At 45.6% G+C, this 24,177-nt stretch carries 25 protein-coding genes; 13 read left to right on the top strand and 12 right to left on the bottom strand.

The window, feature by feature from the left end:
* Nucleotides 1-116: 116 nt before the first annotated feature.
* Both P2W76_RS00855 and P2W76_RS00850 read right to left on the bottom strand, forming a co-directional pair.
* Nucleotides 117-1,361 (bottom strand): FecR family protein, encoded by a 1,245-nt coding sequence (locus P2W76_RS00855; RefSeq protein WP_276345552.1) that lies wholly within the window; start codon nucleotides 1,359-1,361, stop codon nucleotides 117-119.
* A gap of 73 nt (nucleotides 1,362-1,434) precedes the next feature.
* Nucleotides 1,435-1,992, bottom strand: coding sequence for an RNA polymerase sigma-70 factor (locus tag P2W76_RS00850; RefSeq protein ID WP_276345551.1), 558 nt, complete (start codon nucleotides 1,990-1,992; stop codon nucleotides 1,435-1,437).
* 179 nt (nucleotides 1,993-2,171) lie between these two features.
* Here P2W76_RS00850 and P2W76_RS00845 point away from each other — a divergent pair, with 179 nt between their 5' ends.
* Nucleotides 2,172-3,542, top strand: a complete 1,371-nt coding sequence (locus P2W76_RS00845) for an amino acid permease (protein ID WP_276345550.1) — start codon at nucleotides 2,172-2,174, stop codon at nucleotides 3,540-3,542.
* A gap of 66 nt (nucleotides 3,543-3,608) precedes the next feature.
* Nucleotides 3,609-4,139, top strand: a complete 531-nt coding sequence (locus P2W76_RS00840; RefSeq protein WP_276345549.1) for a class I SAM-dependent methyltransferase — start codon at nucleotides 3,609-3,611, stop codon at nucleotides 4,137-4,139.
* 361 nt (nucleotides 4,140-4,500) lie between these two features.
* Here P2W76_RS00840 and P2W76_RS00835 read toward each other — a convergent pair whose 3' ends face one another.
* A complete protein-coding gene (locus P2W76_RS00835) occupies nucleotides 4,501-5,835 on the bottom strand; it encodes a Gfo/Idh/MocA family oxidoreductase (protein ID WP_276345548.1) in 1,335 nt (444 codons plus the stop codon).
* 165 nt (nucleotides 5,836-6,000) lie between these two features.
* On the opposite strand from P2W76_RS00835, the gene dcp reads away from it, so the two are divergent.
* The 4 genes from dcp (at nucleotide 6,001) to P2W76_RS00815 (ending at nucleotide 10,255) form a co-directional block, all read left to right on the top strand.
* Nucleotides 6,001-8,133 (top strand): peptidyl-dipeptidase Dcp, encoded by a 2,133-nt coding sequence (gene dcp, locus P2W76_RS00830; protein ID WP_276345547.1) that lies wholly within the window; start codon nucleotides 6,001-6,003, stop codon nucleotides 8,131-8,133.
* Nucleotides 8,134-8,353: 220 nt separating this feature from the next.
* Nucleotides 8,354-8,578 carry a CDGSH iron-sulfur domain-containing protein gene (locus P2W76_RS00825; RefSeq protein ID WP_276345546.1) on the top strand — a complete coding sequence of 75 codons (225 nt, stop codon included), beginning with the start codon at nucleotides 8,354-8,356 and terminating at the stop codon, nucleotides 8,576-8,578.
* A 143-nt stretch (nucleotides 8,579-8,721) separates the two neighbouring features.
* Nucleotides 8,722-9,588, top strand: a complete 867-nt coding sequence (locus tag P2W76_RS00820) for an OmpA family protein (protein WP_276345545.1) — start codon at nucleotides 8,722-8,724, stop codon at nucleotides 9,586-9,588.
* A gap of 154 nt (nucleotides 9,589-9,742) precedes the next feature.
* Entirely contained in the window at nucleotides 9,743-10,255 is a 513-nt protein-coding gene (locus P2W76_RS00815; protein ID WP_276345544.1) for a hypothetical protein, read from the top strand.
* A gap of 79 nt (nucleotides 10,256-10,334) precedes the next feature.
* Here P2W76_RS00815 and P2W76_RS00810 read toward each other — a convergent pair whose 3' ends face one another.
* The 3 genes from P2W76_RS00810 to P2W76_RS00800 all read right to left on the bottom strand — a co-directional run bounded on the left by P2W76_RS00810 (nucleotide 10,335) and on the right by P2W76_RS00800 (nucleotide 12,309).
* Complete coding sequence (locus tag P2W76_RS00810; RefSeq protein WP_276345543.1) at nucleotides 10,335-11,558, bottom strand: MFS transporter; 1,224 nt, start codon at nucleotides 11,556-11,558, stop codon at nucleotides 10,335-10,337.
* 204 nt (nucleotides 11,559-11,762) lie between these two features.
* Nucleotides 11,763-11,954: an HPP family protein gene (locus P2W76_RS00805; protein ID WP_276345541.1), complete on the bottom strand. Its 192-nt coding sequence runs from the start codon at nucleotides 11,952-11,954 to the stop codon at nucleotides 11,763-11,765.
* A gap of 196 nt (nucleotides 11,955-12,150) precedes the next feature.
* Complete coding sequence (locus tag P2W76_RS00800) at nucleotides 12,151-12,309, bottom strand: hypothetical protein (protein ID WP_276345540.1); 159 nt, start codon at nucleotides 12,307-12,309, stop codon at nucleotides 12,151-12,153.
* Nucleotides 12,310-12,335: 26 nt separating this feature from the next.
* Between P2W76_RS00800 and P2W76_RS00795 the strand changes: the two genes are divergently transcribed.
* From P2W76_RS00795 to P2W76_RS00785, 3 genes are all read left to right on the top strand, one after another.
* Nucleotides 12,336-12,464, top strand: coding sequence for a hypothetical protein (locus P2W76_RS00795; protein ID WP_276345538.1), 129 nt, complete (start codon nucleotides 12,336-12,338; stop codon nucleotides 12,462-12,464).
* A gap of 306 nt (nucleotides 12,465-12,770) precedes the next feature.
* Entirely contained in the window at nucleotides 12,771-13,133 is a 363-nt protein-coding gene (locus tag P2W76_RS00790; RefSeq protein WP_276345537.1) for a response regulator, read from the top strand.
* A gap of 208 nt (nucleotides 13,134-13,341) precedes the next feature.
* The gene (locus P2W76_RS00785; protein ID WP_276345535.1) at nucleotides 13,342-14,307 is read left to right on the top strand and encodes a 2-oxoglutarate and iron-dependent oxygenase domain-containing protein; all 966 of its coding nucleotides are present in this window, start codon (nucleotides 13,342-13,344) and stop codon (nucleotides 14,305-14,307) included.
* A gap of 49 nt (nucleotides 14,308-14,356) precedes the next feature.
* Here P2W76_RS00785 and P2W76_RS00780 read toward each other — a convergent pair whose 3' ends face one another.
* Complete coding sequence (locus P2W76_RS00780; RefSeq protein ID WP_276345533.1) at nucleotides 14,357-14,839, bottom strand: hypothetical protein; 483 nt, start codon at nucleotides 14,837-14,839, stop codon at nucleotides 14,357-14,359.
* Between the two features lie 2 nt (nucleotides 14,840-14,841).
* On the bottom strand, nucleotides 14,842-16,179 hold the full coding sequence (tilS, locus tag P2W76_RS00775; RefSeq protein ID WP_276345532.1) for a tRNA lysidine(34) synthetase TilS: 1,338 nt from the start codon (nucleotides 16,177-16,179) through the stop codon (nucleotides 14,842-14,844).
* Nucleotides 16,180-16,231: 52 nt separating this feature from the next.
* Here tilS and P2W76_RS00770 point away from each other — a divergent pair, with 52 nt between their 5' ends.
* A complete protein-coding gene (locus P2W76_RS00770) occupies nucleotides 16,232-18,157 on the top strand; it encodes an OstA-like protein (RefSeq protein ID WP_276345531.1) in 1,926 nt (641 codons plus the stop codon).
* Between the two features lie 11 nt (nucleotides 18,158-18,168).
* On the opposite strand, the gene rdgB is transcribed toward P2W76_RS00770, so the two are convergent.
* Entirely contained in the window at nucleotides 18,169-18,744 is a 576-nt protein-coding gene (gene rdgB, locus P2W76_RS00765; protein WP_276345530.1) for an RdgB/HAM1 family non-canonical purine NTP pyrophosphatase, read from the bottom strand.
* Nucleotides 18,741-19,277 carry a hypothetical protein gene (locus P2W76_RS00760; RefSeq protein ID WP_276345529.1) on the bottom strand — a complete coding sequence of 179 codons (537 nt, stop codon included), beginning with the start codon at nucleotides 19,275-19,277 and terminating at the stop codon, nucleotides 18,741-18,743. Before P2W76_RS00760 ends, rdgB begins: the two co-directional genes overlap by 4 nt.
* A gap of 400 nt (nucleotides 19,278-19,677) precedes the next feature.
* Here P2W76_RS00760 and P2W76_RS00755 point away from each other — a divergent pair, with 400 nt between their 5' ends.
* Together P2W76_RS00755 and P2W76_RS00750 are read left to right on the top strand one after the other, a co-directional pair.
* The gene (locus tag P2W76_RS00755; protein WP_276345528.1) at nucleotides 19,678-21,054 is read left to right on the top strand and encodes a peptidylprolyl isomerase; all 1,377 of its coding nucleotides are present in this window, start codon (nucleotides 19,678-19,680) and stop codon (nucleotides 21,052-21,054) included.
* A gap of 4 nt (nucleotides 21,055-21,058) precedes the next feature.
* Nucleotides 21,059-22,024, top strand: a complete 966-nt coding sequence (locus P2W76_RS00750; protein WP_276345527.1) for a MoxR family ATPase — start codon at nucleotides 21,059-21,061, stop codon at nucleotides 22,022-22,024.
* Here the strand turns inward: P2W76_RS00750 and P2W76_RS00745 are convergent.
* Together P2W76_RS00745 and P2W76_RS00740 are read right to left on the bottom strand one after the other, a co-directional pair.
* On the bottom strand, nucleotides 22,021-22,332 hold the full coding sequence (locus P2W76_RS00745) for a phosphoribosylpyrophosphate synthetase (RefSeq protein ID WP_276345526.1): 312 nt from the start codon (nucleotides 22,330-22,332) through the stop codon (nucleotides 22,021-22,023). The genes P2W76_RS00750 and P2W76_RS00745 overlap by 4 nt on opposite strands.
* A gap of 150 nt (nucleotides 22,333-22,482) precedes the next feature.
* On the bottom strand, nucleotides 22,483-23,352 hold the full coding sequence (locus tag P2W76_RS00740) for a hypothetical protein (protein ID WP_276345525.1): 870 nt from the start codon (nucleotides 23,350-23,352) through the stop codon (nucleotides 22,483-22,485).
* Between the two features lie 120 nt (nucleotides 23,353-23,472).
* On the opposite strand from P2W76_RS00740, the gene P2W76_RS00735 reads away from it, so the two are divergent.
* Nucleotides 23,473-24,144 carry a hypothetical protein gene (locus P2W76_RS00735; RefSeq protein WP_276345524.1) on the top strand — a complete coding sequence of 224 codons (672 nt, stop codon included), beginning with the start codon at nucleotides 23,473-23,475 and terminating at the stop codon, nucleotides 24,142-24,144.
* Nucleotides 24,145-24,177 lie beyond the last annotated feature (33 nt).

Genomic DNA, 24,177 nt, shown 5'->3' with positions numbered 1-24,177 from the left:
TTTGTTCGTTTTGTTAATGAATAAAGTTGTGGATCAATTTTAAGTTGTTAGCCAGACATAGAACCAGGGGCGCTCCAACGCTTCTGGTTTATTTTTTATGGCTCATTTAGATAGAATTACCGCATAACTATAACCTCCCTTCCATCTAAACGAAAATGAACTTTTGTTTTTTCAAGCACTTTAAGTACCTGTAAAAGGCTTAGGCTTCTTTCTATTTCGCCTCCGAAACGCTGAGTAGGTATTTGTCCCTCATACCTTATCCTGACGTCGTACCAGCGCTCTATCTGCCGCATGACTGTTTGTATGTCAGCGTCGTTGAACTGGAAGTAGCCATCTTTCCATGCAATGGATTCTGTTGTGTTCTTAAGATTCACGACTTCTATCCCCTCGGTTAGCTTAGCTTGTTCACCAGGCTTGAGCAACTGCGAGTTGTTGGTACGGAGGTCGGAGATCCTGACACTGCCTTCCAGCAGGGTGGTATTCACGGATGGTTCGTCTGCATAGGCATTAATATTAAAGTGAGTGCCTAATACCTGGACGGTCTGATTCCGGGTTATTACCTCAAATATTTTTTCTGCATCATGAGCAACTTCGAAATAGGCTTCGCCCTTTAGCTCAACTTCCCGTTTTGACCGGGAAAATGCCGTCGGAAACTTCAGAGATGAGGCGGCATTGAGCCATACGCGGCTGCCATCCGGGAGCCGGACCTGGAATTTACCGCCCTTGGGGGTTTCTATTGTATTGAAATTAAGGTCCTGGCTGCTGATATTTGAGGCTGTTTCGGGACCGGCGCTGCCGAAGGAATAGACTAATTCACCATTCGCGGTTTTAAGGATACTGTGTCCATCCTGGTTGGCAAGAACACCGGTTTTGGCATCGTCTAAAATGATCCTCGTACCATCTCCAAGCGTCAGAACTGCTTTGTCGTTTCCGGCGACGATATCATGAGCAGGTATTGAGGTCTTTTTTGCCTCTGCCTTTGGCTGCAGATCCCGGGTTTCTATAAGGGGCTGTTCCGATTTCGGCGGTTCCGCTTCCGCCAGCTTCTCATCAGGTTTGTCAGTGTAGAAGTAAAGCCCTGCAGATATCATTATTAAAACAGCTGCGGCGGCAGGATACCACTTTCTGTTAAACCTGTTCACCTTTTCAGGGGGAGCAAGCTGCGTTTCAATGTTCGCATAAATCCTGGCTTTCAATTCTTCATCGCTGCCAGCATAATCGGGTGGCAGGCTGTAGTCTGAGTCTTGCCCGGAATTATACCAGGAGGAAAATTCCTCTTTCTCCTTTTCGGAAATGGTATTGTTCAACCACTTGGCCGCCAATTCCTGGTATCTCGCATCTGAATTCAAAGGTGCCATCATTAGGGTTTCTTATATGTCCCTCATGTATGGTCAATCCCTTAGTGTGAAATGAAATATTTTTAAAGCAGGAAGTTTATAGCAGGATCAGCCCCAGGCCGGTTCTCAATGCTTTAAGCGCTTTGCCGATATGGGCTTCGACAGTCTTTTCTGCAATGCCGTATGCTTCGGCGATTTGTTTCTGGGAAAGACCGTCTTCCCTGCTGGACTTATAGATCATTCTGCATTTTTCCGGAAGGTTTGCTACCAGGACTTCCAGGCGCGACCTCAGTTCTTCAAACTCAAGCCAGTCTTCGGTAGAATTTACAGCTTCGGAGGCAAAGCTGAGACTATGATTTGTGTACTTATTTTCCTGGCTTCGCCTGGCCATTAATTTTATTACACGGTACTTGACTGAAACAGCCAGGTACGCATTCAGGGAGGTGGTGATCTCGATCGCCTGCCGGCGGTTCCATAAGGAGATGAAAATATCCTGAACTATCTCTTCGGCCTCTTCAGCAGAGCCCGACTTATTTGCTGCTACAACAAACAGCTTCTTCCAGTACCGGGAATAGATCTCCGAGAAGGCTTGCCGGCTTTCATCCCGAAGCAACTCAATTAATTCAATATCCGAAAGCGAGTCCATTGATGGCATAACCTATGCTTATACTACGGTAATATTACTAAATAATTAAATATTTATTTAATTATTCGGAACTGAATGAGATAGTTGTCATTCAGATCTTATTTAGCCAATGATTTCATCGAAGGTTACTACACGTAACAAACTAGTCATAATCGCAACATTTTAAATCCATCGCTGTTGTTGCGATTATGGCCAGGAACCTGATCACTCCCGCGAAGAATATAAGCTCCACGGATGCTGTCTTCATCATAATAGGCATTGTGATTGGAGCGGGTATTTTCAGGGCGCCGTCCCTCGTTGCGGCAAATACCGGCAGCGATGTTACATTTTTCCTCACCTGGGTACTGGGAGGGCTGGTGTCTTTCATTGGGGCATTATGCTATGCCGAGCTTAGCACAGCCTTTCCGAACACCGGCGGCGATTATCATTTTATAAGGCGGGCATTTGGAAACAGGTCCGCCTTTCTTTTTGCCTGGGCCAGGATGAGTGTGATCCAGACGGGGTCCATCGCACTGCTGGCTTATATTTTCGGCGATTACCTTTCGGAATTGTACCGCATTGGAGAGCATTCGTCCTTTATCTATGCGGCGGCAATTATCATTATCCTGACAGCAATCAATATAGCCGGTCTTCGCTTTGGGACCGGTACGCAAAGGCTATTCACGCTATCGGAAGTAGGAGGAGTATTGCTCGTTATAGTTGTGGGATTGCTGTATCAGGCCCAGCCTGCAATGGCTGAACCGCTGCAGCAGCCTGGCGGGTCGGGTAGTTCGCTTGGTATGGCTATGGTGTTCGTCCTGTTAACTTTCGGCGGCTGGAATGAGGCCGCCTACATCTCGGCGGAAATAAAGTCGGGCAGCCGCGGTATGGTGAAAGCCCTGCTGATCAGTCTGCTTGTTATTACCCTGTTGTACGTACTCATAAATGTTGCCTATATCCGGGTTTTGGGTCACGGTGGACTGGCAGGCTCGTCAGCGGCTGCATCCGACCTGATGAAAATAGCGCTGGGCCCATCCGGCGGATATATCATTGGCCTGCTCGTGGCAGTTTCTGCACTTACTTCCGCTAACGCCACGATCTTTACAGGAGCCCGTGCCAATTATGCCATGGGTAAAGATTTCAGCGCGTTCTCCGGCCTGGGCAAGTGGAATAAACGGGCGTCCGGACCGGTTAATGCTTTCCTGGTGCAGGGCGGGATTTCGCTCGTACTGGTCACCCTCGGCCTGTTTACCAGGAACGGTTTTGAAACCATGATCGAATACACGGCCCCGGTCTTCTGGTTTTTCTTCTTTCTTACAGGAGTGGCCCTTTTTGTTTTGAGAAAAAAGGAGCCAGACGTACACAGGCCATTTCGCGTGCCGTTATACCCGTTTACACCGGCGATATTCTGCATAAGCAGTGCTTACCTCCTTTATTCCAGCCTGGCTTATACCGGATTAGGGGCGCTCGTCGGCGTGGCTGTTTTAATCACCGGGATGGTGGTTCTTATGGCCCTGCCGGGATACGGGAACGCCACGAGGCTTGAACAACAAACTGAAGTCCGGGCGCCATCCGGTTAAGCATCTGACAATATGGATCTTAAAATATAAACATAGTACGGTTATTAACCCTTTAAAACAAACAACATGAAAAAATCAGTAAAAATCCTGGTCTGCGCATTGCTTATATGTTGCTCTGCGGTGGTTTATGGTCAGCAGCCAGTGCTGGACGTACCTTATGTGCCTACCAGCCAAAATGTAGTAGATGCAATGCTTAAACTGGCGAAGGTGAAGCCAGGCGATGTAGTTTACGACCTCGGCTGCGGTGATGGCCGTATCGTGGTGACGGCTGCAAAAAACTATGGAGCTACCGGGGTGGGTTTTGACATTGATCCCGAGCGTATTGCTGAAGCTAATGAGAATGCGAAAAATGCCGGCGTAACCGATAAGGTGAAGTTTGTGAACGCCAACCTGTTCGACACTGACATGAGTGAGGCGAATGTGATCACGATGTATCTCCTGCCCAGAGTAAATATGCAGCTGCGTCCGAAGATCCTCGCCTTAAAGCCCGGTACAAGGATTGTTTCGCATGCATTCGATATGGGTGACTGGAAGCCAGAGAAGATTGAACATGTTGATGATGCGACAATTTATTTCTGGACGGTACCAAAGAAGTAGGTTTGTTTCCGCCTCGTGCCGGCGGAAGGGCACTTACTTTTTGCTGTAGGTCAAAAAGTAAGCAAAAACCCCCATCGCTGCGCCTGATGCTTCGGAAGGCACAGTTGGGGCCTGACCTGTGCAACCCGCACCAGCCGATGCGAAGAAAAAGGTGAACGGGGATTTAGTGCTGAGGCCTTAGAAACGTACCTGACGCTAGCTGGTGTAGAGGTGCCGGCCTGCGGCCAGCTTTGGAAACGAGCAAGCGAATCAAGATCTAACGACGTAGATATCCGGGAGCTTACGGTGGGTAGCTGACACTAATCAACCTTCTGTCACTGCAGGTTGCAGAACTCGCCCTCCCGCGGCTATGAGCGGGAAATTAAACCTCACCTCTCTTCGGATGCGGCTGCAACGACGTCAAACTACCAATTTTTACAGGCTTGCCGGTATCAATACTCTGCCTGGCAGCAATGCCAACCAAAATCGACATGGCGCCGTCACGTGAGCCGGCTCCCTGTTTATGCGGGTCAGCTCCCGGGTTAAATAATTGTTTTCTTAACCGTACGTCGCCGCCACCGTGTCCAGCCTCAGTATTGGAGATCCTGAAGTATTCTGCTTTGCCGAAATTCTTGGTCACCTGGATCTCGTCATACTTTTCTTTTTCCCAAGGCTGGCTTTCATGGATCCAGGCATCCAGTTTTCCTTTAGTGCCGTTGAACGAGATGCGGTAGCCCTCATAAGGCGAATAGGCTGTTAAGGAATAACTGACCTGTACTTTATTGGCGTACTTGATCTGTACGGCCATTTTGTCGAAGATGTCTATGTCTTCCTTAAATACGCAGCCATCCCGAAGGTAGCCGTCATGTTTTTCGTTATTGACATAGAGATCTACCAGCCGCTGACTTTTCGTGATGTCAAAGTAAAACTTGCACTCACCTTTATGAGGGCATGGCCGGCAATGAGTATGACGGAAAGGGCCGTTCTTGCCATAAAACTCCAGGGCACCATAGGCATGCACTTCTTCCGGATCGGAATTCAACCACCAGTTTAACAGGTCGAAATGATGAGTTGCTTTGTGAACAAGGAGGGTACCGCCGAACTCGCGCTTGCGGTGCCAGCGTCTGAAATAGTCGGCACCGTGCGAAGTGTCGAGGTACCAGTGGAAGTCGACCGAAGTTACTTTTCCAATTTCACCACTGTTCAGCAGTTCGTAGATCTTTTGACGGTGGGGGGAGTAACGGTAGTTAAAGGTCACATAAACCTTTTTCCCGGTGCGCTTTTCGGCATCGATGATCATCTGGCATTTCTTCTCGTCGGTGGTCATTGGTTTTTCAGTGATCACATCTGCCCCCGCTTCCAGCCCCTTGACAATCTGCTCGTGGTGAGTGCTGTCCATCGTGGTGACGATCAAAATTTCCGGCTTGGTTTCTTTGAGCATCAGGTCAATGTCCACGTAAGTAGGGCTGGTTAGCTTCATAAGCCGTTTAGCTGTAGCTACTCTCCCCGGGTTCTTATCGCACAAGCCTACAAACTCCACCGTATCGGCGTATTCTTTTATCACCTCCGTACCCCACATGGAGGTTCCGCGAACTCCGGTACCAACCATTGCTACTTTTTTCTTTGCCATGCTCAATGTGGAGGCAAGAACGGTGTCTGAAAACAGGGCGCCCGTCACAGCGGCGCCGGTTTGGTGGATAAAACTTCTACGATGCATAGTTTGTTTTTTATTTTAAATATAGGGTATTCCTATCGCTCTCTTAAAAACAAACTATGCAAACGATGCCGGGCCGGGTACAGCGGGCGGGTGCGGATTTTGCAAACTTTTTATTACATTGTCCTCCCATAATCATACCGTCCCCCGGTATAAAAACTAACCATTATGAACTATACTTCTTGCTTAGTGCTGGCAGTGATCTTTACTGCGTCGCAATCCAATACTCTGAATGCCCAGACCGTTTCTGGCGGACTGGACAAGTCAAACCCCTTTTATCAGGTTAGCAGCCTGCCCTTTCATGCACCTGCGTTTGATAAAATAAAGAACAGCGATTTTAAGCCCGCCATTGAAGAGGGAATAAGGCAGCAGATGACGGAGATCCGGCGCATAGCGGATAATCCTGCCGCGCCGACTTTTCAGAACACTCTTGTGGAGATGGAGAAAAGCGGCAGGTTGCTGAGCAGGGCGGGTGCCGTGTTAAACTTACTGACCGGCGCGTACACTAATCCTGAACTGCAAAAGGTTCAGCAGGAGATGGCGCCTAAGCTTTCGGCGAACAACGATGCGATCTATCTTAATACAAAATTGTTTAAGCGGGTTGAAGCGATCTATAACCAGCGTCACAAGCTTAAGCTTGACCCTGAATCGGCGCGCCTGATCGAATATTACCATCAGAACTTTGTAGCTGCGGGTGCTAAGCTTTCAGAAGCTGATAAGGAGATCCTGAGAAAGTTGAACCAGGAGGAGGCCACTTTACGCACTAAGTTCGGCAGCCAGCTTTTGGCCGGCACCCGCGCAGGGGCGTTGATCGTAAACACGAAAGAAGAACTGGAGGGTTTATCGGACGCGGCCATTGAAGTAGCGGCAGGGAATGCTAAAGCTGCAGGTCATGAAGGTAAGTATGCGATCACTCTTCAGAATACGACGCAACAGCCTGAACTTACTTTTCTCAGGAACAGGGCGACACGGCAGAAGCTTTTTGAAGCTTCATGGAACCGCACGGAGAAGGATGATGCAAACGACACCCGTGCTATTATAGCCCGTTTGGCCCAGATCAGGGCTCAAAAGGCCCGGATGATAGGTTTCCCAAGCTTTGCTGCGTGGAAGCTGCAGAACCAGATGGCAAAAACTCCTGAGACGGTGGAGAAGTTCCTCGCTCAGCTGGTTCCGGCCGCAACGGCGAAAGCCAGAGAGGAAGCTGCCGAAATTCAGAAGCTTATAGATCAGCAGAACGGTGGGTTTAAGTTGGAAGCATGGGACTGGAACTTCTACTCCGAACAGCTCCGCAAAATGAAATTTGATATCGATGAAAATGAGATCAAGCCCTACCTGGAAATCGATAATGTGTTGCAGAAAGGGGTGTTTTATGCAGCGAATTTGCTCTACGGGCTGACGTTCAAAGAGCGGAAGGACCTTCCCGTCTACCAGGAAGATGTCAGGGTGTTCGACGTATTTGACAAAGATGGGAAGCAGATGGCTTTATTTTATGCCGATTATTACAAGCGGGATAATAAAAGGGGCGGTGCGTGGATGAGCAACCTGGTTGGTCAATCCAGGCTTTTCGGCACCAGGCCTGTGATCTACAACGTGTGTAATTTTACCAAGCCTGCCCCGGGTCAGCCGGCGCTGATCAGTTATTCCGACATGCGTACCATGTTCCATGAATTCGGTCACGCTTTACACGGCCTGTTTGCCGATCAGCAGTATCCAAGTCTTTCGGGAACGGCTACGGCTCGCGATTTCGTTGAATTTCCATCCCAGGTGAATGAAAACTGGGCACTGGATCCGAAGGTGATTAATAACTATGCGTTACATTACAAGACCGGTGAAGTGATGCCGCAGGCCTTGATCGATAAGATCAAAAAAGCCGGTACCTTTAACCAGGGACATGCATTCACTGAAGTGCTGGCAGCACATAATCTTGACTTGCAATGGCATAGCCTGAAGCCAGGCTTGTCTTTACAGGATGTGAATACTTTTGAAGCAGAAGCGCTTCGCAAGACCGGCCTTGATTTTCCTCAGGTCCCGCCGCGCTATCGTTCTTCGTATTTCAATCATATCTGGAACAGCGGCTACTCGGCCGGTTATTATGCCTATTCGTGGACTGAGATGCTTGCTGATGACGCCTACTCCTGGTTTGTGGAGAATGGGGGCCTGACAAGGGCCAACGGGCAACGTTTCAGGGACATGGTCTTGTCGCGCGGCAATACGATCGAACTGGGTAAAATGTACAGGGATTTCAGGGGGCATGATCCGGATATTAAGCCGATGCTTAAGAGCCGGGGGTTGGAGGATTGAGGTTCCAGCTTTCGCTGGAATGACACGCTTTCGCTGGAATCGCAACATGGAATCCTTCGGCGCCGAAAAGCAAATCTTACGTGGCACCAATAAACGGAAAACGGGGTGTTGAAACCCGATAGCTATCGGGTTGAAAGCCGCGAAAGGAATCTTTCTAAATAGCAATCATTTTGTGTGCGCCACGCTCAATAGTCTAGTTTTGCCTGAAATATTTAAAAAGATGTCAAAGACGAAACTTACAATTAACAGCAACGGATCTGTAAAGATCGATGGTGATTTTGAAATAGTGGATGCAAGCGGAAATAACTACGGCCTGCAAGGAAGAACTATAGTATCTATATGCCGCTGCGGCCTTTCAAAGAATAAGCCTTTCTGCGACGGTTCCCACAAGGGACATTTTGAGCATGACGCTACTGCTTTTGATCTGCCGCCGAAAAAGGCTTAGCAGTTGACATTGACTGGAGCGATCTGGAAACCGTTGGCTATCCGCCCAGCCGCTTTCAACCCGATAGCTATCGGGTTTCAACTTTCCACTAAATAACGGCACCGTAATTGTTTAATCATAATCTGATACCAAAAATTAAGATTATGAAAATTACCACATGGATACCAGCAATGCTCATTACGGTAGTGATGGCTCAGGGCTGTGTAAGTAAAAAGGAGTACTCGGCCCTTCAGACGAGCTACAATAAACTCCAGGAAGAGAATCGGGCCTTAAGTGACAAATATAACACCAGTCAGCAGGGCCTCTCGGGCACCAGTACCAGGGTAAAAAGCCTGGAAGAACAGATCGCCGCGGAAAAGGCTAATGCAGCTCAGCTGCAGGAAGCTCTCAGTAAATGTCTGACCTCTACAAGCCAGGGAAATGTGAATATTTCCAAATTGGTTGATGAGATCAATTCTTCTAATAAATATATTAAGCAGCTGATCAATGCCAAGAACAAGAGCGACTCGCTTAATATGGTATTAACAAACAACCTGACCCGTTCATTGAGCAGGGAAGAACTGGGCGATGTAGACGTACAGGTTCTTAAAGGCGTTGTGTATATTTCCTTGTCGGATAACATGCTTTATAGATCGGGAAGTTATGAGATCTCAGACCAGGCGGGTGCAACATTAGCTAAGATCGCCAAGATCATTAAGGATTACCAGGGTTATGACGTTCTTATTGAAGGTAACACGGATAATGTTCCTATCAGTCAGACCAACATCCGGAACAATTGGGATCTGAGTGCCCTGCGTGCTTCTTCGGTAGTTCAGTCGCTGCAAAACAACCATGGCGTTGATCCTAAACGGTTGACTGCTGGCGGCCGCGGAGAATATAATCCGATAGCGGGTAACGATACCGAAGCAGGTAAAAGCAGGAACAGGCGTACCCAGATCATTATTACACCTAAACTCGACCAGTTTATGGAATTGATCGGAAAAGCTCCTGAAACAGGAACCGGAAATTAAATTTCTTATTTGAGCAGTAAAGCCCGGCGGGATAGTTCCAGCCGGGCTTACTTATTAACGCTGTCGCCTTCCGTTATTACTGCAGTATTTTGGGCAGAGAGATTTAGAGTTGAATATTTATTATTAAGTATCTTTGCCGGATTAAATTTAATTCATGATGCGCTCTATTGTCCTGACACTTATGCTGCTTGCTTGTTCATTCTGTTCGATGGCACAGGCGCCTGTATTAGCTGTAAATCGTGTTGATAAGTTCACTAAGGAATTGATCAAACAGACATCTCTGTATTCTATTAAGGAAGGAAATGCTTTAAAGCTGCACTTTAATGTGAGGAGCGTTGATGACAACTACTACCTTCAGTTTAATGTCCCCCAGCCGGTAACAATAAAGAAAGGAACAGAGATTACCGTGGTTATGGAGGATGGGAAATCGCTAAAGCTTGTTTCTGATAACGATATCATTTCCCTGAACGAGGCCGATATCAGCAAAAGGATGATAGTCTGCACGCTTGATCAGGCGGAGATAAATACCTTGTTGAAGCAGCAGGTTTCCGCCGTTAAGATTCCAACAAGTAACAAAGGGCTTGTGAGTGTGACATTGCCTGCAAAGGACAGACCGATGATACGCACAGCCATGCTTCTGGTAAGTCCGAAACTGACGGCCAGGTAATTCCAGCCGCCACTGATTACTGATCACTGATTACTGATCACTTATTACCTATTACCTATTACCTATTACCTATTACCGCTTACCGATCACTACTCTCTCCCACTCCCTTTCTCTTAAGCCTCGTGTCGAGCCTGAAGACAAATATCAGCGTCAGGAGTGTAATCAATATACTTATGTAGCCGGTGACCTCGTAGTTCTGGATACTGTTATCAGGGTTTTTTACAACAATAAGCCCGGCGAGGACAGACGCCAATCCCACAAAGATCTGCTGCACCGATGAATTAAAACTCATGAAGCTTCCACGCCTCTCCGGCGAAACTACATTGCTGACCATGGCCTGGGCAGGAATGGTCCTTCCGGATGACACTACGAACCAAAACCCTGAGACGCATAGAACTAAGTAGAATGGCATCGGGGGAAGGTTGGTTATCAGCGCGATAGGGAAGATAGAAGTTACTGCCATGATGAAATATACTTTATGCTTCCCTACTTTATCGGCTAAGCGGCCAATTAAAGGAGAGGTGATCAATGTCGCTATCCCGCCGGCCATATAGAGCATTGGTGTCTGGAATTTGCTGAAGCCCATATTAAATTCCATGAAAGGATTTAAAAACGGTATGATCATAAAATGGCCGAGCATTAATGACGCTGTAAACCCAAGTGCAAGCAATTGGTCTTTATCCCGCGCTACCTCCCTGATCAGAACGAACGGATTGATCCTTGCCGTTTCAGTTGTCAGATGCCCGTCCATTTTGGGAAGGAAACGCATCAGGAAGGGCACTAATACCGCACCTAGACCAGCTACGAAAAAGAATGGCCCGTGCCAGTTAAAAAGATTTGCGATGTACAGGCCGAACGGGACTCCAAAAACCGAGGCGACTGAAAATGCGGCCATGATTATTCCCATTGCTATGCCTCTCCGTTCATATGGGATCAGGTCTGCGACTATAGAAAGGACCTGTGCACCTATCAATCCGCCGAACAGTCCGGCCACGATCCGGGAGATTAGCAAGAACTCAAACGTTGGCGACAGAGCACAGCAAAGAGTGCCGATCAGGAAACCAATGTAACCGAACAGGAGGACTTTTTTCCTGTCGAAATTATCTACAAAGAATGCTGCAAGGAATCCTGCAATGCCGGCGCTAAAAGTATATGACGCAACCAGCATTGAAAACTGCTGCGGAGATATGTCAAAATACGGCATCAGGTAATTACCTAATGGCATCATGATCATGAAATCAAGAATATGCGTGAAGTTCAGTGCGGCAAGTAATATTAGCGCTATTCTTTCTTTGGAATTCATACTATTAAGGGCGCAATATTACTGAATTAATATCTGCTTATAGTTTGTAAAATGTCATTATAAAGAACCAAAGTAAGCACCAGGAATCAAGATCGAAAATCGGAGAGCGTAGCCGGTATCCGTTTCTTATATCTTTTCCAGATCTGATACCACTTTTTATTCGAAGGATAACTTCGTTTTGAGTCCGGTTATTAAAAAAAATGGCTACCACAAACAGGATCGTACCCCGGTTAACACGGGGCTGAGTACGAATAAATAACCCAGGGCTTTGATTTGCTCAGACCCGATATTAGCTATCAGCGCAGTTGCTCCGCCGGGAGGGTGAAGCGTCTTGGGAAAATATTGTTTGTAAATCCAATTATTCCTATCCCAAAGAAAGAACCGAGAAAAGTCCAAAAATGTTCTTTGGAATCGATAAGAGTTTCTTTGTAAAAAATATACCTGGCACGCCGGACATGCCTGCGAATTCTTCGTTTCACTGCGCGAAAATACGAAAGAGGAGCAAAGAAAAAGGGCAATTCTATTATAAAGTAAAAAGCCAATTCATTGAAGCGGATCGGCTTTCTGCTGCTACCGTCTGCATCAGCTATGTTCAGGCATTTATTCTTTCTGTTTTCTTAATTTGAACCGGATCAGAATTTTCGAGCTTTTCGATAAGCTCTGAAATTTCCTTTTTCATGAAAAAGCCAACCATTCTTTTAAGCTGCTTTAACATGGTTATCGCTGCTTTGATTTTTTCCTTATCATCCATGAAGTAAAATTACTAAAAATTTTAGTATGTCAAATGCGATATTAAATTTAAAAGCATTTAAAATGTATATTTACTCCATGAAAATGGCCATTGCGATTTTGGTGTTTGTGGCGGTGCTGATGATCCTGCGCTACAGAAATATCCGGAATTATTAACAATGACCGAGGGCATACCAGATAATAGCGAATACCACCACTGTGCCTAAGCATCCACCGCCAAGTTTGGATGCTCCCCATCCGGCTAATAAGCCACGAAATAAATTGTTCATATAAATGATTTTTACTGTCTGGATAAATTATTTCTATTGTAACCTTATTGCTGCTGAAAAGTTTTGCGGTAAATACTGTATTTCAGGATAAAGATCATCTGAACCCTGTTTTGAATAATTACAGGTTGTTGTTTTATGATATTTATTTATTTTAGACAGCTTAACAGATGGGAAACCTAAAAGGATAATTTATATGGATAAGCGTATTTTAATTTGTGATGACGACGAGGATATTCTTTCCATTTGCACCTACATCCTGGAAGAGAGCGGCTGGAATGTTCATACACGTAATCATTGTAAAAACATCGTTGAAACAGTTGAGGAAATTATGCCGGATATCATCCTGATGGATAATTGGATACCTGACATGGGTGGAATTAAGGCAACTCAGGCAATAAAAGCAGCGCCGGCTTTAAAACATATTCCTATTATATACTTTTCGGCAAATAACGATGTAAAGGCGCTCGCCCGGGTGGCCGGTGCAGATGATTTCCTGGCGAAGCCTTTTGATATAGAAGAGCTGGAGAAGATTGTTGCCGGCGTTTTTAATAAGTAGTACGTTTTACGTTATACGTTTTACGTCTGGGTCGATAAGTTGTAAGTTATTAGTTATAAGTTGTAAATTTAAGTATTGTAAGACTTGTACGCAGGGTTGTCCGTTTTGTACGTACAACGTATGACGTATAACGTACAACTCAAATTGTACGCAGGGTTGTGCGTTTTGCACGTACAACGTATGACTTACAACGTAAAACTCAAAAAATATGTCAGCAGAAGTAAATATCCCGCGGCTGGATCTTGACGATTATGTTAAGGGCACGCCGGAACAGAAAAAGAAATTTTCTGATAATATCGGCAAAGCATTTAATGAGACGGGCTTTGTAACGATCGCCAATCATGGTATGACGAAGGAGCTTATGGACGAGCTTTATGCGGAGGTTAAGAAGTTCTTCAGTATGCCCGATGAACAAAAGCTAAAGTATGAAAAGGCAGAGCTCGCCGGCCAACGGGGATATACCAGTAAAGGCCGGGAAAAGGCTAAAGACTCTAAAACACCCGATCTTAAGGAATTCTGGCAAAGCGGGCAGGTAGTTACCGATGGCGACCCGGTCAAAGATGAATACCCGGATAACGTGGAGGTAGCAGAATTACCGAGGTTTAACGAGATCACCCGCGAGGTGTATCAGCGTCTTGAAAGTGCAGGCAAGCACCTGCTTCACGCCATAGCTGTTTATCTGAATCTGCCTGAAAACTATTTCGATGATAAAGTTCATAACGGTAATTCTATATTAAGAGGTATCCATTATTTTCCGATAGAGGATCCGGATAGTTTGCCCGAAGATGCGGTACGTGCCGGTGCACACGAGGATATCAATCTTATCACCCTTCTTATCGGCGCCAGTGCTGACGGACTGGAAGTATTAACCCGCGACGGTACCTGGTACCCGGTTAAGGCAAACGTGGAAGATATCGTTGTGAATGTGGGTGATATGTTGCAGCGTTTAACGAACAATAAATTAAAATCGACCACTCACCGGGTGGTAAACCCACCTCGTGAGCTGATGAAAACATCCAGGTTCTCCGTGCCGTTCTTCCTTCATCCGAAGGCAGACATGGATCTTACTGCCCTGGAATCATGTATCGATGAGGCGCATCCTAAAGCTTATGAAGATATAACTGCAGGGGAGTATCTTGACGAAAGACTTAGGGAGATCGGGCTGAAGAAATAAGCCATCTTAACGATAGCTATACCTTCAGCGTGGGATAAGCGTAGGATGATTACTTTTTTATCTCTGCTTTGATGCTCTGTTCCAATTCCGTGGGGCATTGCGTACCTATCACGTATATCAGCCCGTCGCGGTCGGTTAGTTTAACTGCGTCTTTGCCACCGGCGTAGAAGCGCACTGTTCCCTTCTGGTGCAGGTTGTAAACAGGGTTATTGATGATGTAGGAGCTGTAAGATGTACGTTCCACGTTCACGATGCTGTTGAGATCTATCTTGACCATTTTCGTAGTCCACAAACCATCCAGTACAATGCTTTGATTTTGAACCGTTGTTTTAAAGTGAAGCAGGAACATCATAATCACTGACACCACAAGGATCCCACAGCCCACTACCAGGAAAAGTGCTGCATTTTGTTCCCTCCGCTCAGTGATAAAGTACGCCGCAAAACAAAAGAGAGCCAGTACCAGCCTTACACTTATACGGCTGTAATCGCGGCCAAGGTATTGTTTCTCAATGAAGGCGGGAGTATTCTGCATTATCAGGTGAATTGTTCGAAGATAAAAACTTTTTTGGTGTTAGCTGTTATTTTATAACGGTCGTCTATACGCAAACCCGCAATCCAGATCACGTCGCCATTGCCATTTTCGAGAATGCCAATATTCCTTTTACGGCTAAGCGGGATCTTTTGTTCAATAAAGAAATCACTGATCTTTTTCTTTCCCTTTGCACCCAGTGGCTGAAAGCGGTCTCCCATATTCCAGGTCCGCATAGTTAAGGGAAATTTTAAAAGACCCTGATCCACCTGGGCTATTCCGGGTTGGGCACGCAGTTTAAATTCGTCTATTAAAACGCTGGCAAGGCGGTATTTCTTATTGTCCCAGCTAATTAATGTATCGCCCGGATTGATTCTGGTGTCTTCCGGCAGACTTTTTCTCTTCGGTATCAGGAGCAATTTCCCCCTGTCGAGGTTAAGGGTATGCGAACCTGAGCTGAATACTTTGCCTGGCATACCATCCCATGAGTTCTTAAGATCGGTCAGAACAGGTTCAGTGAAGCCATATGGATGAAGCAATTCGTACAGGAGCGTATCAAGTGGTTCAAGCGCCTTCAAGGCTGTCAGGTCGATTTCATATTCGTTATTATCCAAGATTCTGAAAAGCTTTTTCCGCAATTCGCTGACCTTTTTATTAAGTAATACTTCTAATTCGGCAAATCGCTTCCGGTTAGCTTCGAATGTCTCTTCCAGGGAAGGGTTTAATTCTTTAAGAAGCGGAATGACTTCCAGGCGAATCTTATTTCGCGCGTATTTTGTCGATTTATTGGAACTGTCTTCACGATAGGAAAGACGTTCCCGGTCAACGGCCCGGTTGATTTCGTCGCGGCTGAAGGAAAGGAGCGGCCTGATTATCTTATTCTTTTTAGGAAGGATCCCATGCAAGCCTGCTATTCCTGTACCCCGGGTAAGGTTGAGCAGCATGGTTTCTATGACATCATTCTGATGGTGGGCCATAGCAATATATTGGTAATCAAAGTCTGAACGGATCTCTTCAAGCCATTGATAACGGAGATCCCGGGCGGCCATCTGAATGGAGATATGATGCTGGGAGGAGTGCCCGGTTACGTCGAAGCTTGCGGCAAAAAAGGGTGCTTCGAAGCTGCCGGCCAGTTCAGATGTAAACTCTTCGTCCTTTTGTGAGTCTTCTCCACGAAGGTTGAAATTGCAATGTGCGATACCAAAGTTAAACCCTGCTTCGTTGAACAAATGTGCCATGAGCACCGAGTCGCGGCCGCCGCTTACGGCCAGCAGCACCCGGTCCTGCGGGGCGAAAAGGGCATGTTGTTTGATAAAGGAAATGAAGCGGTTCAGGATGATCATCAGCTCAAAATTATTTAATTAAAATCCTTAGCCAAAAAACTATTTTTGTAAGGTGAGGAAAATCATTTTTTCGGTACTGCTTTCGATAAGCGCTCTGGCAGTTTGTGCACAGGGAACCCAGATCGAGATCAGGTCTTCCCAACTGATCAAAGGCTTCCAGTCGTCAGGATTCACCCGCTTGATTAAGCCGATATTTGCTCACGAAGGTTCTACGCTGGCAGCAGACAGCGCGGATTATAACCACGCCGCTAATACGTTCGACGCGTTTGGACATGTCGTTATTACACAGCCTTCCGGAACTGTGATCTATTCAGACCTGCTTAATTATAACGGTAATACCAAGATTGCTATCCTGACCAATAATGTAAGAATGATAGACAAGGAGGCTACGCTGACTACGCCTCTTTTAACTTACAATATGGGAACGCGTATGGGTACCTATACGGGGGGAGGAAAGATCGTGGATGGGGAGAACGTCCTTACAAGTAAGAATGGATATTATTTTGGGTCAACGAGGGATGCTTATTTCAGATATAATGTGGTTCTCACTTCTCCGGATGCGCTCATCAAAACCGATACGCTGAGGTACAATGCCAATACAAAGATTGCATACTTCTACGGCCCGACGAACATTTACGGGAAAGATGATACGCTGTATACCGAGAATGGAACGTACAATAACGAGAGCGACCAGGCCAGGTTTGGCAAGAATAACCTCTATACCCAGGGAAGCAAGTCAATGAAAGGTGATAGTTTATTCTATGACCGTAAGGCTGGTTTTGGCAGGGCTATAGGAAATATTACCTTTATAGATACTGCGGAGAAAGCTGAATTGAGAGGCGGGATCGGCCTTTACAAAAAATCTGACGAAAGTATATTGGTAACTCAGAACCCCTATATCGTCATTATCTCCGAATCTGATTCTGCGAAAGTGGATTCGATCTGGTTTACAGCAGATACGTTGTTCAGCAAGGTAGTTTATACAAGAGATATATTGCCGTATAAAAAAGATGAGCTTAAGTCTGACACAGAGCTATCGGCGCCTGAACCTGCCGCAGCTGTTAGCCCGCCTGGCGCTGTCCTTCCGCTTTCGGCGGCTGATAGTGTGGTAAGGAAAGCTCCCTCTGTACAAGATTCGTTAAAAGGCAAGCCGCCGGTTGCTGCCCGAAAGGGGTCGAAACCCATACTGCAGCCCGGGAAGCCGGGGCTGAAGGATACGCTCAAAACGGTAAAGAGCCCAAAGGCCGACTCCGCGTCATTGGATACGGCAAAAAACCGGATCGTTATCGCTTATCATAATGCTAAAATATTTAAGTCAGATTTACAGGCAAGGGCCGACTCCATGTTTTTCAGTTATTCGGACTCTACAGTAAGATGCTATTTCAATCCCATGCTATGGGCGCAGGGATCCCAGCTTTCGGGGGATACGATCTATCTTCAAATGAAAAATAAGAAGCTTAATAACATGCTTTTGCAGCATAATAGCTTTATTGTTAATTCGGAAGATACAGATTCGACCAGGTTCAACCAGATAAAGGGCAAGGTAATTACGGGGTATTTCAAGGATAACAAGCTGAGTCAAATGTTTGTGGATGGAAATGCTGAAAGCGTTTACTATGTTAAAGACGATACAGCTTACGTGGGTTTGAACCATCAGGTGAGCAGCCGGATAAAAATGAATTTTGCCGATGGTAAGCTGACGGGGATTAATTTCATTCGTGCGGTCCAGGCGTCAACCAAGCCGATGGACAAGCTGGGGGAGGAAGATAAGATATTAAAGGGCTTTATCTGGAAACCCAAAGACCGGCCAAAATCAAAGGAGGAGATCATACCCCAGCTGGCAAAAAAAGGGGCTGTGCCTAAGGCACCGGTGAAAGCACCTGCTAAAGGCGCCCCCGAGAAAGCACCGGCTAAAAAGGTGATTCCAGGCAAAAAGGAAGAAAAGATAATCACGAAGGCCCAGGTAGCAGCTCCTTAAGCAGAGCCGTATTATAAGGTTCTGAGAAAGCCGATCATTTTGTGAACTGCGATTGCCCGGTGGCTGATCCGGTTTTTCTCGGCGGCATCCATCTCAGCGAAAGTAATATCATACCCGGATGGAATAAAAATCGGATCATATCCAAAGCCCCTGGTACCAGAGATAGTTTCCGTTATCCTTCCTTCTATTGAACCTTCAAAAAGATGCTCGGTGCCGTCTATTATTAGCGAGATCACTGTCCGGAACCTCGCTCTGCGTTCGCTATTATTTCCGAGCTTTTCAAGGACGAGCGCGATGTTGTTCCCGAAATCCCTGCTTCCGGAATAGTGGGCAGAGTCAACTCCGGGTTCACCGTTGAGCGCATCTATTTCCAATCCGGAGTCATCGGCAAAACAGGCCAGGTTGTACCGTTCGTAAATAAACCGGCTCTTCTGCCCGGCGTTGGCTTCGAACGTATTGCCTGTTTCCGGTATTTCATCATAACAGCCGATCTCATCAAGGCTCCGGATAAGGAATTTATCACCGGCTATGGACTGTACCTCATCCACTTTATGCCTGTTATTGCTTGCAAAGACCAGTTCCATCAAAATTCTTTCATTACATTCCAGAATTCCCTTTTCTTATCTGTGTTGCTGCTCATTTCGCCGAGGCTAAACGTTGCCAGTACCTTTGTTCCAAGATGGTTCACCGTTTCGTTTGCAGCTATTGCCGGCAGCCCTATCACTTGTGGGGCAATTCCGAATAAGGTCAGCCTGTTGCAGCTAAAAAAGGCTTTCAACTCGTCGAAGCTCACTCCCTGGTATTTAGCCAGGTTAACAATAGCGAGATCCCTCATTTCAAGCTTCTTTGCTGCCATGATCTTCATTAACATTTCTTTATGAGCAGTATTAAGTTCAGGGTGGGATGCATCGTCGACAAGTATCAGAAAATACCGGTTATTCTCTCCCAGGTAACTGAAGCTTATTTGCTTCGATTCTTCCATTTTTACTTCCGGGAGAATCTGTTCTGGTCCCGATGTAGCCTGCACGGTAGATTGCGGGGCATCCTTATCAATAATATAGAGATCCTCAGTCATCAGAAGCCTTAAGGCGTTGCGATTATGAGTGATCAGTTTCTCCATGTTTCAAATAGGTTTGCGGCCATGCAAACATAAGAAAGCATCTGTTAAAAATAGTTAAATGGAGAGCGCTTATTTTTGAAAAGACTACCTTAGGGGCAATTCAGTAAAAGCTGTTAAATATTCGGTTGTTTTCAAATAGTAAACAATTCCAGTCACTATTTGAACAGCGATGCAGGATATTTACAGTGAGATATCAGCTCAACGGGTTTAGTCGTTAATTATGAGGTAAATCAGTGAAAAGAGAACCTATTTTTTTAAATCATTGATTAATGAATATTATCTGATAATTTTGCAGGATTGATCCATGAGCCGGCCCTATAGGCTGGCTATTATTTTTCCATGGATCTAATAGTAATAAAACGCAGGATAAGTCTGCTTTAAGAGAATGAGAATACAAGAAATGAGAAAGACCCCAGGGATATTAGTTGGATTATTATTTATTACCCTCGCGCAGGTTATGGCGCAACCAGGCTTGCAGAACAAGAACAAATCACTCGATAAAGTTGTTGCGGTTATCGGGAGTTCTATTATCCTGCAATCTGAGATAGATATGCAGTATGCTCAATATTTATCGCAGGGAAACCCTGATAATCCAGATGTTAAGTGCCAGATCCTGCAGGGACTGATATCACAGAAGATTCTTGGACAGCAGGCGATCATTGACTCAATAGCTGTTACTGAAGATGATATTGATAATGAGATCGACCGTCGTCTTCGCAGTAGTATTGCCCGTGCAGGCGGACAAGAACGTCTGGAGCAATTTCTAAACCGGTCCCTCATTCAATATAAGGATGAAATACGGCCGGATATCAAGGAAATGCTTATTGCAAATAAAATGCAGGCAAAAATCACAGAAAATGTTTCGGTAACGCCACTGGAAGTTAAGCGTTATTTTGATGCCATACCTAAGGATAGCCTTCCTTTTTTTAATACTGAGGTGGAAATAGGGGAAGTGGTTGTTTATCCGAAAATGAATAAGCAGGAAAAAGAACCGTTTCGCGATAGAGCTGAAGCGTTGCGACTGAGGGTGAAGGGCGGTGAAGATTTTGCCACACTGGCACGTCTTTACTCTCAGGATCCCGGATCTGCCCGCGAGGGTGGCGACCTCGGTTTTATGGATAGAGGAAGCCTGGTAAAGGAGTTTGCAGCGACAGCTTTCAAGCTTAAACCCGGAGAGCTCTCCCAGGTCATTGAAACCGAATTCGGCTTCCATGTTCTTCAGCTAGTAGAAAGGCGCGGCGAGCAGGTCAATGTACGTCACATCCTGATCAAGACCGAGCCTGTACCTGCAAGCTTAGAAAGAGCAAAAGCACATATAGACAGTGTTTATAAGAAAGTAGTTAACAAAACCCTTGACTTCGCTACTGCCGCGTCTTTATATTCTGACAATAACGATACGAAATACAATGGCGGAATGATGCTTAATGCTGAAAATGTTCAGAGCCGTACAACATTTATACCAACAGATAAACTGGATCCTTCTATCTTCCTGACGGTCGATACCATGAAGGCCGGATCAATTTCAGAGCCTGCGTTATTTACCGGCGCAGATGGAAAGCAGGGTTATCGTTTTCTGTTGTTAAAGTCCAAGACAGGGCCTCATCAGGCTAGCCTTGAGCAGGATTTTCCTAAGATCAAAGAGGTAGCTTTTGAAGACAAAACAAATCGTACAATAAGCGAGTGGTTTGAGAAACGCAGAAAGATCACGTATATTAAGATAGATTCAGAATTTCAAACCTGCTCCGGTTTAGCCAACTGGACAACAGCTCAGAACTGACCGAATGAAGACTTACGCAACTGATGTAGAAGCCGTAGATGCCCTGAATGATTCCTATAAGCAAATAAGGGAAGAGATAGCCAAGGTAATCGTTGGCCAGGACGAAGTTGTTAAGTCTGTCCTTATTTCGATATTCAGCAATGGTCATTGTTTGCTGGTGGGTGTGCCAGGCCTGGCCAAAACGCTACTGGTTCAAACCGTAGCGGCTGTACTTGACCTGAGCTATAACCGTATCCAGTTCACGCCTGATCTTATGCCCTCGGATATCATCGGGTCGGAGATACTTGGAGAGGACCGTACCTTCAAATTTATTAAGGGCCCCGTATTCTCGAATATTATTCTTGCCGACGAGATCAATCGTACGCCGCCTAAAACGCAGGCCGCATTACTGGAGGCTATGCAGGAGAAAATTGTTACTGTTGGTGGAAAGACTCATAAGCTGCCCCAGCCTTTCTTTGTACTGGCCACGCAAAACCCTATTGAACAGGAGGGAACCTACCCTTTACCCGAAGCGCAGCTTGACCGGTTTATGTTTAATGTCTTATTAACGTACCCTTCATTTGAGCAGGAGCTGCAGGTGGTTAAGAATACCACGGCTAACCGTACCTTAGATCTTAAAAAAATACTGAACGCTTCGGAGATCAGTGCTTTTCAGCAGCTCATAAGAAATATTCCGATTACCGATCACGTGCTGCAGTACGCAGTATCGCTGGCAGCTAAAACACGGCCGGGTACAGCTACTGCTACTGACGAAGTAAATAAGTTTTTAAGCTGGGGCGCTGGCCCCAGGGCATCACAGTTCCTCGTATTGGGGGCCAAGTGTCATGCTGCAATTACCGGTAAATACTCTCCGGATATAGAGGATGTTCAGGCGGTCGCCGAATCCATTTTAAGGCACAGGATAGTAAGGAACTATAAAGCTGAGGCTGAAGGACTAAGCACTGAAAAGCTTATTAGCAACCTCCTTTAATTTTCTACTACTTCGATGTCGGCGATAAACGCATTTTTGTGTTCATCCGCGTAAGCTCCGTAGGCATCAATCAAAATTCCCTTATGACCATCTTTGCTTTCAATAGCATAGATCACTGAATTATCTTCCGGGTCACTCATGCCCTCAAAGCGATAATATTCGGTTATTTTCAGATCGCTTGCGCTATATTTCTCACTTATTTTGTCGCAAAACAGGCAGGCATTTTCATAATTGAAATCGTAGGTATAACCCCTGCTTTTTAAGCCATTTACTGCTTCGAGGAGATTGCGATAGTTTTCCGGACTCATAGGAGTTTTATGTTTTATGTTTTACGTTGTACGTTATACGTGCAATGCGGATAAAATATTTAATTAGCTCTAATTTACAAAAAACTCTTTAGACGTTGCGTAAGAAACCTACAACGTAAAACGTATCACGTATTACGTATCACGTACATCTCATTCCGCCGGCGAGAATAGTTCTACAACTACATTCCATTTAAATCCTTCCTGGGATTCCCACAACCTTACGTAGTTGTATTTGGTGATCTTATTATCCCGGGTGATCTGGGCCGTACCATACGTATACGCGAAATCGCTGCCAATCGAGCGATCAGCATGCACCGCCTCAGTGAAAATATTAAGACCTTGCTGATTGATGAATCTTTGTATATTTTCTTTGCCTATAATAGGCTCTGTACCCGGGAATATAAGTCGCGCATCGTTAGCCAGAAAGGTATCATACCCGATTGCCGTACTTTTGGTCAATGTACTGGCGAACAATTTGTCGGTGGTAAGGATCATATCTTCCCGCTGCTTCAAGCGGGTGGCAGAGATCTGTCTGAAGAACTTAGAGTTTTTAGGATCGATAAAATTGAGGCTGGGTTCAGTAGTGGGCTGAGGATGCGGAGTACCAATGTCTAACGCCAGTTTCCAGACACCGCGTTTATTTGCCTTCCACACCGAAAAGTATTGTCCGTGCGATCTTGCCGCAGTGTCATCGCTGGGGATATAGACGTAGGGTCCGGTTGTAAAGCCCCAGTCGCCACTCCGGGATATCCTGGCATACGATGGTTCCCAAATCAATTCGCCGGGGTCAAGTTGTTTCTTGTCATAGAATTCCTGAGCTTTTACTGCATTAGGCCTGAATACAAGGGTTTCCTCATCAGATACCCTGAGAAAAGCATCCCGAAGCCCGTTTTCTTTAGCCGTGGCAGCGAAATAGTTCTCGGCGGCTACCAGGGAACTGACCTTGCCGTCACTTGTTTGAGAGAAACTAAATTTGTTTACTGTTGATATCAGAGTGATTAGAATTATGAACAATCTCATTTTTAGATATAAGGTTTATTTTGTTCGACATGAATAGTGCCATAATATTACAGGTGTTTTTTGTGTTAGAGCTATGAGAGAGTTATATTTAAGTCTTCCTGCTCTAAAAGCCCGTTTGCTATGAAAAAATATCTGTATTTATTGATTATCTATTCTATCCTGTTTGCTGCAAATATACATCTTGTAAAAGCACAGTATTCAGAAGATTTCAGGGCAAAAGCTGTCCTGGAAAAGCAATATGTAGATATAAAAGGCAGTCCTTTCTTAAATGAGGACTGGGCTGTCGGCGTGGTGAAAATGGCTAATGGCTCCACGATCAAGGACATGTCGCTAAAATTTGACCAGGTTAGCGGAGAACTTATCTTTAAGAGCAGGGATGGTAAAACTATGGGCTTTGCCGATCGTGTGAGTGAGTTCAGTTTTGCTGATAAAAATAAGACGCCCCGTCTCTTCAGAAATGGTTACAAAACGGGAGAGGCAAATTCCGAAACGTCTTTTTACGAAGTACTTTATGACGGCGGTACTATCCTTCTCAGGGATCCGAAAAAGAATATTGTGGAGCATCGTGCATACAATTCGTCTACCGTGGTAAAATCTATTGTCGAAACCCCCGTCTATTATTTGCAGGTCAACGGCGCGTTAGTCAAGGTCAAAAAAGACAAAAAGGCTATTCTTTCAGTATTAGGAAACTCAGCTCAGCTTGAAAAATATATCCAGGATAATAAACTCAATTTAAAGGACGACTCAGATCTTGCGAAACTGATGCTTTATTATGACAGTATAAAATCTTAAAAACTGAAAACTGAAACCATCCGAATCAGTTTT

Source organism: Daejeonella sp. JGW-45, from assembly GCF_029360805.1.
GTDB lineage: Bacteria > Bacteroidota > Bacteroidia > Sphingobacteriales > Sphingobacteriaceae > Daejeonella.
This window is presented reverse-complemented; position numbering and strand designations above follow the sequence as displayed.